The following is a 12,472-nucleotide window of genomic DNA, read 5'->3' on the forward strand; positions in this document are numbered from 1 at the left end:
TAATTATGTCACATCAACAATTTAAAGACTGTATTGATGCTTGTGTAGCATGTGCAGTAGCTTGTAGCCATTGTGCTACCGAATGTCTTAAAGAAGACGATGTTAAAATGATGGCTCGCTGTATCCAACTGGATCTGGAATGCGCCTCAATTTGCAGGTCAGCAGCAGAGCTGATGAGTTTGGGAAGTGAATATAGTCACCATTTATGCCGTGTTTGCGCTGATGTTTGTAACGCATGTGCTGACGAATGTGAAAAACATGCTTCAATGGGTATGGAACACTGCCGTGAGTGTGCTGAAGCTTGCCGCAGATGTGCTGAAGCATGTGAGCAAATGGCTACCGCTGTTTGATTTAATTATTAACAGTAGCTATCTGTTACATACCAACGGATAGCTACTTTTTGAAACTTTTAATTTAAAAAAATGAACAACAACAACAACAACAATTATCGGACGTTTTTTATTATGATATTGGCCTCGTTTTTTATAATGTATGCAGTTATGTACTTGAATGTTGATAGTATTAATCATATTTATTTAAATACAACCCGTCTCTATATGACGTTAATGATGGTAGCTCTAATGTCATTGTTGATGTTAGCTTTAATGAGGATGATGTATCAAAATAAAAAGTCAAACTTAATTATAGTCTTTTCAAGTATCACCATATTTTTTCTGGCTCTAACAGGTGTTAGAACGCAAACGCCCATTGGTGACGTCCAATATATGAAAGGAATGATACCACATCACTCCATAGCTATTATGACCAGCAAAAACGCCAATCTAAAAGATCCTGAAGTTAAACAGCTGGCGCAGGAGATCATTACAGCGCAAGAAAAAGAGATAGCTCAGATGAAAAGGATAATAGCACGAATGAAATAATTATACTCGTTCGTACTATTTAATGCATACATCAGGCAACAGGTGGTGATTTTGGATAAAAAACTCTAAACCAATGATTCCCACCTCAAGGAACGATTTTAAATGGTGGATAGCTAACATACAAACTCAATCAGGAGCCACAGAGAGATATCATTTCAGGCCAGTATTAAGCTTAAGTTGGACGTTAAAAGTTAAAGTGACTATATTTGTTCAGATAAATATGAAATCTAAAGCATTATTTCTACTGGTAATTTTTCTGCTAAACACTTTAGTGGGTTTTGCCTGTGCTTTACAGATTGAATATAAATCTCAGGGGAGCAAGTCGGAAGAGCATGTCCACGATCATTCATCACACGCCCATGATTCTGCTTCCTCTGCTGATATAGCACATAACCATGGTTCTCATAAACATTCTGGCAACCGTGAAACCGCTCATAAAAAGCCTGAACTTAATCACTCTCAATCTGGTTCAGCTGAGGACGGTTCTTGTTGCCAGGATGAAGTTCGCAAATTTTATTCTTTAGATAAAATCGCACCACAATCCGGAAAAATAATCGCAAAACCTCCTGTTTTAGATATTACCGGATTTTATTACACTCCACTTGCTGTTTTACCTATAAAAAAGGGGTTTGATAAATATTTAGATAATCGACAGCGACCTCCTACAAATGATATCCGAATTGCAATTCAAAGTTTTCAAATCTGATCAATCTTCTCATATAAAGTGAGGTTGAATACGTTTTGCCTGAATATTAGAGACTTTCAGAATTAGTCACTCTTTTACAGTCAACTATTCAGCTTGCTTGACTTGCCAGTCTCTAATGCCTTATTAGCGGCAACGGTTCTAATAATAAGGTATCGACCTACAATTTAAATACAGCCTTTTTTTAAAGTTTGCTGTAATTATTAAAAACTTAACTCAAAAAAGATGAAAAAACTAATTTTTAGCATAGCCCTATTTACTATAATTTTGACCGCTTGTAATAATAATTCTACTTCAACAGCCGAAAACGATACCACTAAAAGCGATGAATCGGCAATAACTGCTGATGCTGGCACATCCACTTCCCCAATTAAGGGTATTGTTGACGGATATTTACAGCTATCTCAAGCCCTTGCGCAAGACAATGATAAAAATGCAGCTGAAGCCGGAAAGAATATCGTTGCAACAATGAACAGATTGGATAAATCATCATTTACAGCTGAGCAGACCAAAGTATACAATGAAATAGAAGTAGATGCCAAAGAGCATGCAGAGCATATTTCTGCGAACGTAGGTAACTTAAAACATCAAAGGGAACACTTTGATATGCTTAGTAATGATGTATATGATCTTGTAAAAACTTTTGGAGCAGGACAAACGCTTTATCAGGCTAATTGTCCAATGTATAATAATAACAAAGGTGCCAATTGGTTAACTGCATCTAAAGAGATAAAAAACCCGTATATGGGCACAGAAATGTCAAGTTGCGGGACAATTAAAGAAGAACTAAACAATTGAAATGAGGGGCTATAAGAGAATACTTCCAGTACTAATAATAGTATTTATCGGCCTTCAGTTTATACCATCTGTCCGCAATCAAAGCGGCCAGATGGCTATAAACGACATTTCCAGAATTTATAACGTTCCTAAGAATATTCATGCTGTTCTTGTAAAATCCTGCTATGATTGCCATAGTAATAATACAAACTATCCGTGGTATGCGAACGTTCAACCTTTTCGTTATTGGTTGGACCATCATGTAGAGGAAGGCAAGAAGGAGCTTAATTTTAATGACTATGGCACCTATTCTAAAAGGAGGCAGTCAAATAAATTGCGGGCCATAGGTAGCAGTATAACAGACGATACGATGCCTTTATCTTCCTATCTACTGTTACATCGGGAAGCTAAGCTCAGTGAAGAGGAGAAAAGCCAAATTTTAAAATGGGTTGAAGATACAAGGGGTAGTCTATTGGGATCCAGGTAAGAAATACTTATGCTTCATATCATACTTCACTTGGTCGTTCCAGCGTTAATCGCGGTTGTTTTTTATAAAAAGCAATTTGCGAAGGCATGGCTGATAATGATTGCAACTATGATAGTCGACCTTGACCATTTATTAGCTGTGCCTATTTATGATCCTAATAGGTGTAGTGTTGGCTTTCATCCATTACACTCTTATATAGCTATTGCTATCTATTTTATATTGTTATTTTTTCCAAAAGCGCGTTTGGTAGCCGTAGGTTTGATAATTCATATGGCGCTTGATTATATTGATTGTTATGTTTAATGCAATCCGTTGAATATTGCAATTCCAAGATTGGATATAAAATTTTCAAGGAATTATGTAAAAACATATCAGTTTTTTTCTCAATCTTTGTACAGGTTCAAATGAAAAAGTTCATTATCACCATATTAGCTGTTTTCTATCTGGGTATCTCATCCGGAGCGACTATGCATTTTCATTATTGCATGGGGCAGTTAATTGAGTCGGGATTAATTTCTAAAGAATTTAAAAAATGCAGTAAATGCGGCATGAAGGCTGACAGTGCCAAAAATTGCTGCAAGCATGACAGTAAGCTGGTTAAAGTTGACAATGCCCAAAAGCTTTCCGATAATTCTTATCACTTTAAAGCTTTCAGTTCAGATCTGGCTTGGAACAAATATTCAGTAATCCCTGAGGTGTATGCCTCTTCTATAACAGAAGAGCAACCTCTATCAAATGCACCTCCCACTACGGATAATACCCCTGTTTTTATCCGAAACTGCACCTTCCGCATATAATACCATTTCCATGATGTTCAAGCTAATTCGATAGTTTGACGTAGGCATCCATGCCAAATTCTTTACTTTTTTCTTAACTCTTATTAAAAAAATCATGAAAACCACTACGTTTTTTGGTGTGGCTTTTTCAATCCTTTTTAGTACTGCTGTACTCGCCCAGGATAAAAGCACATCCTTTAAAGTATCCGGGAATTGCAATATGTGCAAGAGGACGATTGAAAACGCCGCAAAAAGTGCCGGTGCAACCTCAATAACCTGGGATCCCAGTAAAAAAATCGCTTACGTCGTATTTGACTCTTCAAAAGTTTCAGTAGATGCTATTCAAAAGCAGATAGCCGGGGTTGGTTACGACACTGAGAAATTTACAGCAGATACTAAAGCCTATAATAGCCTTCCTGACTGCTGTCAGTATGAGCGGGTAAAATTGCAAGTAAATAAATCAAACCCTTAAACTGATCTGAATAATGAAAGCAATAACATTCGCAGTTCTGATTGTAGGCTCCCTAACTCTATTGAGCTGTAAGAAAATGAATCATGATATGGACGAAGATATGGGAATGAATCTTAATATCAATTATTCTGCAGCTTATGTAGTAAACGGTGAAGATGCATCTGTTTCAGTGATTGATATCACAAAGAACCTCGTAACTGAGACTATTCCTTTAATGGGAAACGATGGTAAAATGGTAATGTGGCCTCATCATATTTATAAATCTCCGACATCGAATAATCTTTCCATAGCAATTCCAGGAACAGATTTGAGCGCAGGACATGCTGGCGGCATGCCGAATATGAACGGAATGGTCATGGTACTTGATGGCCAAAAGGGTTCTATGATCAAAAATTTAGAGTTGCCAGCTATGAACCATAACGCTGTCTTTTCACCCGATGGGAAGGAAATCTGGACTTCACAGATGGAAATGGAAGGAAAAGTGCTGGTTTATGATGCCCAGTCATACATGCTTAAAAAAGTGATAAGTGTTGGAATGGAACCAGCCGAAGTTACTTTCTCAGCAAACGGAACAAAAGCTTATGTGGCAAATGGTGGCAACGATAACGTAATGGTTATCAATCCCATTACTAAAGAGAGGATAGCGACAATACCTGTTGGAGATAATCCTGTTGCAGCATGGGTAGGCCAGGATAACAAAATGTACGTGGATAATGAAGATGGACAGTCAGTGAGTGTCATCGATGTAATCTCAAATACCGTTGTCCAAACAATAGCTCTTGGATTTATGCCGGGAAGTGTGGCTCATAATGCGTTCAAAAACGAGTTGTGGGTAACTGATCCTGATAATGGTAGGGTCCACTACTGGACACTTAACAGCGGAACTAATACCTGGGTACATGGAAATGTATTTTCAACCGGTCTCGGAGCTCATGCCATTGCTTTCACTAAAGACGGTGAAACAGCTTATGTCACCAATCAGTTAGCGAAAAATGTTTCTGTTATCAACGCTTCAAACCATACCACAATAAAGGATATAACTGTAGGAGCAAAACCGAACGGCATATTAATAATTAACAATTAACAAAGACAACCACAATGAAAAGTTTAATTCTAACAGCTATAGCAGCAATTGCGTTATTTATTTCAGCTTGCAATTCAAACAGCACATCAGATAAAAATAAATCTGCTGACTCAACATCAGTTCATACAGCAGGTACGACATACACCTGTCCTATGCACCCTGAAGTAGTTAGTGATAAGCCTGGTAAATGTCCTAAATGCAAAATGGATCTTGTTGCAAAAGAACAAAAAGAAGACCACTCTGGCCATCAGCACTAAAAATTATGGTAGAGAAACTTATCGAATTTTCATTGCGAAACAGATTTCTGGTTTTGCTTTTAGCCGCAGGAATATTTGGCTGGGGTATCTATTCTGTTAAAACCAGCAAAATTGATGCAATACCAGATTTGTCAGAAAACCAGGTAATCGTATTCACTGAATGGATGGGGAGAAGTCCTCAGATTATCGAAGATCAAATTACCTATCCGTTGGTGACAAACCTTCAGGGTTTGCCAAAAGTGAAGTATGTAAGAGCCAATTCCATGTTCGGAATGAGCTTTATCTATATAATTTTTGAGGATAATATAGATGTTTACTGGGCTCGTTCACGAGTACTTGAACGGTTAAACTCCATTGGGAATGCCCTACCGGAAGGTGTTACGCCAACTATGGGTCCCGATGGAACAGGTGTCGGGCATGTATTATGGTATACGCTGGACGCTCCGGGAATGGATCTTGGCGAACAACGGGCTGTTCAGGATTGGTATATTAAATTCGCACTTCAAAATGTACCTGGAGTTAGTGAAATTGCATCTTTCGGTGGTTTTCAAAAGCAATATCAAATTAATATTGATCCAAATAAGCTCACTTACTACAAGCTCTCTGTATCTGATATAACCCGTGCTGTTAATACCAATAACAATGAAGCAGGCGGGCGCAAATTTGAGATGAATGATGTAGGATACATTATTAAAACTACCGGATATCTGAAGTCCATTGAGGAAATGGAAAACCTGGCTGTTCGTACTCAAAATTCAATTCCTGTTAAAATAAAAGATGTTGCAACTGTGCAAATGGCGGGTGAAAGCCGCCTTGGAATATTTGACTACAACGGAGAGGGTGAAGTAGTAGGCGGAATTGTGGTACTTCGATACGGCGAGAACGCAGATGAAGCTATACAAAAAGTAAAAGCAAAAATGACCGAGGTAAGCAAAGGTCTACCCGAAGGAATGAAATTCAATATTGTGTATGACAGAGGTGAATTGATTGAAGAGTCCATATCATCTATCAAGAATACGCTTATAGAGGAAATGATTGTGGTTTCTCTCATAGTCATTGCGTTTTTATTTCACTGGAGAAGCGCAGTTAGTATTATTATTCAAATCCCAATTACAATAGCTGCCAGCTTTATTATACTGAATGCTTTTGATATTTCATCAAATATTATGTCCCTCACCGGTATTGCACTTGCCATTGGAGTAATTGTCGACAATGGAATTATTATGGCTGAAAACGCCTATAAACATCTTGCCGTTAGGCAAGCTGAACTTAATGAATTAAGAAAAGGAGGACAAACAGATGCGCAATAAATTCAACACCTTTTTCAAAAGAAAGAACCGACAGGATGATTATGTAAAGCTTAATAATGAAGAGCGATTAAGCATTATTGAGAAAGCCTGTAAGCAGGTATCACGTGGTGTTTTTTACTCTACTGTAATTATAATAACTTCTTTTCTGCCAGTATTTCTTTTAACCGGACAAGAAGGAAAGCTTTTTCACCCGCTAGCTTATACCAAGACGTTTATATTAATTGTAGATGCTTTTCTGGTGGTAACCCTGGCTCCCGTTATTATTTCCTTCTTCATGAAAGGAAGATTCAGATCTGAACATGAAAACCCGATTAACCGATGGTTGGAAAAGAAGTATGAACCAATTATCCGGGCTTGTATGAAGTATCGGAAAACAACATTGGGAATAAATATCCTTGCTTTATTAATCAGCATTCCTTTAGTAATGAGCCTGGGCAGGGAGTTTATGCCTCCACTTGATGAACAATCTATTTTGTTCATGCCAGTTACTTTACCGGATGTTTCAAATGCAGAGGCCAAACGTATTTTACAGGTTCAGGACAAATTAATTAAATCAGTACCGGAAGTTGATAAGGTTTTAGGAAAAGCTGGGAGAGCGAATACAGCAACTGATAATTCGCCTATCAGCATGATTGAAACCATTGTATCCTTAAAACCGAAGAGCGAGTGGCGACCTGGAATAACTAAAAAGGATATCATAGCGGAATTGGATGCAAAACTTCAGATCCCCGGAGTAGTCAACGGATGGACACAGCCAATCATTAACCGGATTAATATGCTTTCGACAGGTATTCGTACCGATGTTGGGGTTAAAGTTTACGGCCAGGATTTAAATCAAATTGCTGCTGTCTCACAAAAAGTTCAAACATTATTGCAAAATATTGAAGGAGTTAAAGACTTATATGTTGAACCCGTTACCGGAGGAAAGTATCTTGAAATAGATATAAAACGAGACCAACTTGAGCGGTATGGCTTGACAGTAGATGATATTAACGCAACGGTTGAAACTGCTATTGGTGGTGCTCCATTCGGTACTACCATTGAAGGAAGACAACGGTTTAATATCCATTTAAGGCTTGGTCAGGATTACCGGAATAGCATTGACAGAATTAAGCGTATCCCTATAAATTCCCCGGATGCCGGCACCATTCCGCTTTCCGCAGTTACTGATATACGCTTTGCGGACGGCCCTCCAATGATCACTTCCGAAAATGCACTTTTAAGAGGGGCGGTAATGTTCAATGTAAGAGAGCGGGATCTGGGAAGCACTGTTCAGGAGGCAATAGATAAGTTGAACAAAGATCTAAAGCTGCCGAATGGATACTTTGTAGAATGGAGCGGACAATATGAAAACTTAATTCGCGGGCAACAGACTTTAATTTACATCCTGCCCATTGTATTGATCATTATTTTCATATCCCTATATCTGGCATTTAAATCTGCGAGAGAAGCATTTCTAAGTTTAGTAACCATTCCTTTTGCGCTAATCGGCGGTGCCTATCTTATTTACTTCTGGGGAGTTAATATGTCGGTGGCAGTTGCGGTTGGGTTTATCGCATTATTTGGTATTGCGGTGGAAACCGGGGTTGTTATGGTTATTTATCTGAATGATGCAATGAAACAACTGGTTGCTTTGAAAGGAAATTCAAGCGAAACTATTACAAAAGAAGATTTAAGGGAATATGTAATCAACGGGGCAGCAAAACGCCTGCGCCCAAAGATCATGACTGTCTGCGTGGCTCTTTTTGGTTTAATACCTGTGTTATGGTCGACAGGTGTGGGTAGCGACATGATGCAACCCATTGTCTTACCAATGATCGGAGGGGTTTTAACTTCATCTACGCATATCCTGCTGGTTACCCCGCTCATCTTTCTGATGACAAAAGAATATGAATTAAAAAAGTTTGGAAAATTGGAGGTGCACGATGTACATCATTAGAAATTTTATCCTGCTTGTATTGTTAGCTGTTTCTACCATTGCATACGGTCAGGAAGTATTAACCCTGGATAAAGTATTACAGGAAATTAACGCAAATAATCCAACCCTAAAGGCTTTTGACAGTCAGGTAAAAAGCCAGGACGCAAAGGTTGAAGGAGCCGGATCATGGATGGCTCCAATGGTTGGTGTAGGAACTTTTATGACGCCGTATCCCGGTTCAATGGTTATGGATGAAGCTGATAGAGGAGCCTGGATGTTGTCAGCGGAACAGGATATTCCTAATCCCGCTAAGACAAAAGCAAAGGCAAAATACCTTGCCGCCCAGTCGTCTATTACGAGAGCTGCACAGGCGGCACAAGCCAATCAATTAAGAGCGAGGGCGAAACAACTTTATTATGAACTATTGGTAGCTGATAAAAAGATTGCTTTCCAGAAGGAAAACCAGACTATTATGGGGACCATGAAAAAGCTTGCAGAAATTCGCTATCCATACAACCAAGGCTCATTAAGTCAGGTTTTTAAAGCTGAAGGGCGGCTTTATGAGTCAGAAAATATGATTTTAATGACTGAAAGTGAGATTAAGTCTAAAAAGATCGCTTTGAATGCATTAATGTACAGGCCTGTTAATTCAGATTTTACTGTAGATACAACTAAAAAGGTCGTTTTTACTCCACTTGCTGTTCTGGATACTTCTTATTTAGCAACGAACAGAAGTGATATTCAGCAAATGGATAGATCGATTCGTGCTATGGAACTTAACATTAATCAAATGCGGCAGGAGGCCAAGCCTGATTTCCGTATACGATTGGAACATATGTCCCCACGCGCGGAAATGATGCCAAATCAATATACGCTTATGGGAATGATATCTATTCCAATTGCTCCGTGGTCATCTAAAATGTATAAGTCTGAGATTAAGTCCATGAATTTTGAGCGTGAGGCCATGCGTCAGCAAAAGGAAGGTATGCTATCGGAGATGCTTGGAATGACTAAATCCATGGAAACTGAAGTGTTAAACATGCAAACCCAGTTAAGAAATTACGAAACTAAAATATTGCCTGCTCTAAATAAGAATTTAAAAGTATCTATGCTTTCTTATCAGGAGAATAAAGGTGATGTGAATACGGTAATTGATGGTTGGGAAGCCGTAAATATGTCTCAGATGAACTATTTGGAACAATTACAGAAATTTTATCAAATGATTGTTGAATATGAAAAGAATATTGAAAGGTAGTTTTCCAATAGTCGTTTTATTTGCTATTCTTTTACTATCAGCCTGTAAAGGAAAGAATAAGCAGGCAGAAACAACAGAGGCGACTAAATATACTTGTCCCATGCATCCTCAAATAGTTAAAGATGCGCCGGGATCATGTCCTATTTGCGGAATGGATTTAGTACCAATGAATTCATCGGGGAAAGATGGGGGTGTTAATGATACACTGGCAGCCCTGGTTAAACCAACGAATGAGGTTGTGCTTTCAGGAATAAAAACTATAAAGCCCCAAACGGGCTCGCGTTTTCAGGATATAAATGTAAAAGGAGTCATCAATTACAATACGAATAATCAAAATTCGGTTTCGTCGAGAGTAAGTGGAAGGATTGAGAAATTGTACGTAAAGTATAACTATCAGCCAGTATCCAAAGGTCAAAAGCTTATGGATATTTATAGTCCGGATTTAGCGAATGCCCAACAGGAGTTACTCTTTTTAAAAAATAACAATGAGCCTGCTCTTTTAGAACAGGCAAAAAGAAAACTTCGGCTCTTAGGAGCTACGGAACAACAGATCAAACAAGTTCTCAGCACTGGAAAAGTAGATTATACAGTAAGTATCTACAGCCCGTATTCAGGTTATGTATCAGAACTTCAAAATACTTCAGCCTCCGCTGGGGGGCTAAGTTCAGCAGGCAGTACAATGATTACATCTGAATCCTCGGGTGGTAGCTCTTCTATGGGGGGAATGGCGGGTTCTTCTGGGGCCTCTGCTTCCAACGCAACACCTTCAGTTCCTGATGTAGCCACTAATTCTCCTTTACAATTGAGAGAAGGACAATACGTATCTGTAGGACAAAAGCTGTTTAGCTTAGTTAATTCCAATGTGATCTGGGCTGAATTTTATGTAAATCCTTCTGATATAGATAAGTTTAAAAGAGGTACAATGATTGAGGTGCAATCAGTTGATGTGAAGACTAAAAGAAATAGAGTCCCGGTAAGCTTAATCCAACCATACTATAGTGAAGGAACAAACTATTCCCTTGTCCGAGCTACTGTTAACAATTCAGATAAATCATGGAAAGTTGGGGAACTGATCACTGTAAAAAGTGAAAGTACCCGGAAAATTGGCAACTGGCTGCCGCGTACCGCTGTACTTCAATTGGGTACCCGCTATGTTTCATTCATTAAGAAAAATAATGCATTTGTCCCTGTTTACGTAGCTGTAAAAAGTGTTTCAGGAGAATGGATAGATATAGGGAACAGCATAGATATGACACAGGATGTAGCTGTAAACGCATGGTTCCTGATAGATAGTGAAAGCTTTATTAATGTACAAAGTATAACCAGACAATAAATATGGAAAGGAAAAGATTTATAAAGAGTTTAGCAGTGCTTACGCTAGCTCCTTCTCTGTTTATTGCAGCTTGTAAAAATGAGAAAAAGGCCGCTTTATCTCAAAAATATACCTGCCCGATGCACCCTCAGGTGATAAAAGATGCTCCAGGCTCTTGCCCCATTTGCGGAATGGATTTGGTTCCTGTTAGTAATGGTAGCGATAAAAATGAGCTTATATTAATGGACAGCCAAATTCAGCTAGCCAATATTACAACAATGCAAATTGCAACAAGTAATTTTGGGACTTCTAAAGTATTAAATGCAAGGTTGGTTACAAATCCTGAACTTTCAGAAGTAATCTCAAGCAGGTACGCCGGGCGTATTGAACGGTTATTTGTCAAAGAAACGGGCCGTCAGGTTTCTAAAGGACAGCCCCTTTTTCAGATTTATAGTGAAGAACTTCAAACGCTTCAGCAAGACTACTTACTCCAGGTAAAACAAGCCGCTGCATTTCCTAACGAGAAGATTTATGTTACTCTTCGGGAAGCAGCTAAAAATAAACTCCGATTATTTGGATACTCAAATGCTCAGATCGAGAGCCTGGCTCGAGGCAATAAAACTTCACCGGTTGTAACCGTCAATGCCACTGCTTCAGGTGTCGTTAACGAAGTGAGTGTTTCAGAAGGTCAGTACGTTTCTGAGGGTTCCCCAATTATAAGATTAGAAAATTTTAGCCAGCTATGGGTAGAAGCAGATGTTTATCCGGGTGAAGCTAGTTCAATAAAAGCGGGCACTCCTATCAAAGTATCTGTTAATGGATTTCCTGAGTTAGAACAGACAGTAAAAATAAATTTCATTTCACCTCAAATTGATCCTTCAAGCCAAATATTAAAAGTTAGGGCACCTATACAAAGTCAGGGCAAATTGCAATCTGGAATGCAGGCCACTGTATTATTAAATACGGCAAAAATCAATAATGCAGTTGCGTTGCCTCTCAATGCAGTAATTCGGGATGGTAAAGGCGCCCACGTTTGGATTAAAACGGGCAAAAATACGTTCGCTCCAAAGATGGTTATAACCGGACAGGAAGACGAGAACCAAATTATCATCACCTCAGGATTAGAGAATGTTAAAGAAGTAGTGGTAAGTGGTGCTTATCTTTTATCAAGCGAATTTATCTTAAAGAAGGGTTCTGATCCTATGGCTGGCCACGATATGAGTCAAATGTAAATTAACGC

The 12,472-nt window shown here is 38.7% G+C and carries 15 protein-coding genes; all 15 read left to right on the plus strand.

Annotation, left to right across the window (positions count from 1 at the left end):
* Positions 1-5: 5 nt before the first annotated feature.
* Positions 6-350, plus strand: a complete 345-nt coding sequence (locus tag P2W76_RS11425) for a four-helix bundle copper-binding protein (RefSeq protein WP_276347968.1) — start codon at positions 6-8, stop codon at positions 348-350.
* A gap of 72 nt (positions 351-422) precedes the next feature.
* On the plus strand, positions 423-881 hold the full coding sequence (locus P2W76_RS11430; RefSeq protein WP_276347969.1) for a DUF305 domain-containing protein: 459 nt from the start codon (positions 423-425) through the stop codon (positions 879-881).
* 220 nt (positions 882-1,101) lie between these two features.
* The gene (locus tag P2W76_RS11435) at positions 1,102-1,587 is read left to right on the plus strand and encodes a hypothetical protein (protein ID WP_276347970.1); all 486 of its coding nucleotides are present in this window, start codon (positions 1,102-1,104) and stop codon (positions 1,585-1,587) included.
* Between the two features lie 222 nt (positions 1,588-1,809).
* A complete protein-coding gene (locus P2W76_RS11440; protein WP_276347971.1) occupies positions 1,810-2,382 on the plus strand; it encodes a DUF3347 domain-containing protein in 573 nt (190 codons plus the stop codon).
* A gap of 1 nt (position 2,383) precedes the next feature.
* Positions 2,384-2,848, plus strand: coding sequence for a heme-binding domain-containing protein (locus tag P2W76_RS11445; protein WP_276347972.1), 465 nt, complete (start codon positions 2,384-2,386; stop codon positions 2,846-2,848).
* Positions 2,849-2,857: 9 nt separating this feature from the next.
* Positions 2,858-3,151 (plus strand): DUF6122 family protein, encoded by a 294-nt coding sequence (locus tag P2W76_RS11450; RefSeq protein ID WP_276347973.1) that lies wholly within the window; start codon positions 2,858-2,860, stop codon positions 3,149-3,151.
* Between the two features lie 101 nt (positions 3,152-3,252).
* Positions 3,253-3,645 (plus strand): hypothetical protein, encoded by a 393-nt coding sequence (locus P2W76_RS11455; RefSeq protein WP_276347974.1) that lies wholly within the window; start codon positions 3,253-3,255, stop codon positions 3,643-3,645.
* Between the two features lie 94 nt (positions 3,646-3,739).
* Positions 3,740-4,096 carry a heavy-metal-associated domain-containing protein gene (locus P2W76_RS11460; protein WP_276347975.1) on the plus strand — a complete coding sequence of 119 codons (357 nt, stop codon included), beginning with the start codon at positions 3,740-3,742 and terminating at the stop codon, positions 4,094-4,096.
* A 13-nt stretch (positions 4,097-4,109) separates the two neighbouring features.
* Positions 4,110-5,180, plus strand: a complete 1,071-nt coding sequence (locus tag P2W76_RS11465) for a YncE family protein (RefSeq protein ID WP_276347976.1) — start codon at positions 4,110-4,112, stop codon at positions 5,178-5,180.
* A gap of 14 nt (positions 5,181-5,194) precedes the next feature.
* On the plus strand, positions 5,195-5,437 hold the full coding sequence (locus tag P2W76_RS11470) for a heavy metal-binding domain-containing protein (protein WP_276347977.1): 243 nt from the start codon (positions 5,195-5,197) through the stop codon (positions 5,435-5,437).
* A 5-nt stretch (positions 5,438-5,442) separates the two neighbouring features.
* Complete coding sequence (locus tag P2W76_RS11475; protein WP_276347978.1) at positions 5,443-6,747, plus strand: efflux RND transporter permease subunit; 1,305 nt, start codon at positions 5,443-5,445, stop codon at positions 6,745-6,747.
* Positions 6,737-8,686 (plus strand): efflux RND transporter permease subunit, encoded by a 1,950-nt coding sequence (locus tag P2W76_RS11480; protein ID WP_276347979.1) that lies wholly within the window; start codon positions 6,737-6,739, stop codon positions 8,684-8,686. The genes P2W76_RS11475 and P2W76_RS11480 overlap by 11 nt, the downstream gene beginning before the upstream one ends.
* Complete coding sequence (locus tag P2W76_RS11485) at positions 8,673-9,920, plus strand: TolC family protein (RefSeq protein ID WP_276347980.1); 1,248 nt, start codon at positions 8,673-8,675, stop codon at positions 9,918-9,920. Before P2W76_RS11480 ends, P2W76_RS11485 begins: the two co-directional genes overlap by 14 nt.
* On the plus strand, positions 9,898-11,253 hold the full coding sequence (locus P2W76_RS11490) for an efflux RND transporter periplasmic adaptor subunit (RefSeq protein ID WP_276347981.1): 1,356 nt from the start codon (positions 9,898-9,900) through the stop codon (positions 11,251-11,253). Before P2W76_RS11485 ends, P2W76_RS11490 begins: the two co-directional genes overlap by 23 nt.
* A gap of 2 nt (positions 11,254-11,255) precedes the next feature.
* Positions 11,256-12,464, plus strand: coding sequence for an efflux RND transporter periplasmic adaptor subunit (locus P2W76_RS11495; protein ID WP_276347982.1), 1,209 nt, complete (start codon positions 11,256-11,258; stop codon positions 12,462-12,464).
* Positions 12,465-12,472: the final 8 nt, after the last annotated feature.

Origin of the sequence: Daejeonella sp. JGW-45 (genome assembly GCF_029360805.1) — a bacterium.
Taxonomy (GTDB): Bacteria; Bacteroidota; Bacteroidia; order Sphingobacteriales; family Sphingobacteriaceae; genus Daejeonella.

Bases quoted from the DNA above. Each gene is read 5' to 3' on its own strand.
- P2W76_RS11425 (WP_276347968.1), top strand. From the start codon at position 6: ATGTCACATCAACAATTTAAAGACTGTATTGATGCTTGTGTAGCATGT.
- P2W76_RS11460 (WP_276347975.1), top strand. From the start codon at position 3,740: ATGAAAACCACTACGTTTTTTGGTGTGGCTTTTTCAATCCTTTTTAGT.
- P2W76_RS11480 (WP_276347979.1), top strand. From the start codon at position 6,737: ATGCGCAATAAATTCAACACCTTTTTCAAAAGAAAGAACCGACAGGAT.
- P2W76_RS11490 (WP_276347981.1), top strand. From the start codon at position 9,898: ATGAAAAGAATATTGAAAGGTAGTTTTCCAATAGTCGTTTTATTTGCT.
- P2W76_RS11475 (WP_276347978.1), top strand. From the start codon at position 5,443: ATGGTAGAGAAACTTATCGAATTTTCATTGCGAAACAGATTTCTGGTT.
- P2W76_RS11465 (WP_276347976.1), top strand. From the start codon at position 4,110: ATGAAAGCAATAACATTCGCAGTTCTGATTGTAGGCTCCCTAACTCTA.
- P2W76_RS11470 (WP_276347977.1), top strand. From the start codon at position 5,195: ATGAAAAGTTTAATTCTAACAGCTATAGCAGCAATTGCGTTATTTATT.
- P2W76_RS11430 (WP_276347969.1), top strand. From the start codon at position 423: ATGAACAACAACAACAACAACAATTATCGGACGTTTTTTATTATGATA.
- P2W76_RS11495 (WP_276347982.1), top strand. From the start codon at position 11,256: ATGGAAAGGAAAAGATTTATAAAGAGTTTAGCAGTGCTTACGCTAGCT.
- P2W76_RS11455 (WP_276347974.1), top strand. From the start codon at position 3,253: ATGAAAAAGTTCATTATCACCATATTAGCTGTTTTCTATCTGGGTATC.
- P2W76_RS11445 (WP_276347972.1), top strand. From the start codon at position 2,384: ATGAGGGGCTATAAGAGAATACTTCCAGTACTAATAATAGTATTTATC.
- P2W76_RS11485 (WP_276347980.1), top strand. From the start codon at position 8,673: ATGTACATCATTAGAAATTTTATCCTGCTTGTATTGTTAGCTGTTTCT.
- P2W76_RS11440 (WP_276347971.1), top strand. From the start codon at position 1,810: ATGAAAAAACTAATTTTTAGCATAGCCCTATTTACTATAATTTTGACC.
- P2W76_RS11450 (WP_276347973.1), top strand. From the start codon at position 2,858: ATGCTTCATATCATACTTCACTTGGTCGTTCCAGCGTTAATCGCGGTT.
- P2W76_RS11435 (WP_276347970.1), top strand. From the start codon at position 1,102: ATGAAATCTAAAGCATTATTTCTACTGGTAATTTTTCTGCTAAACACT.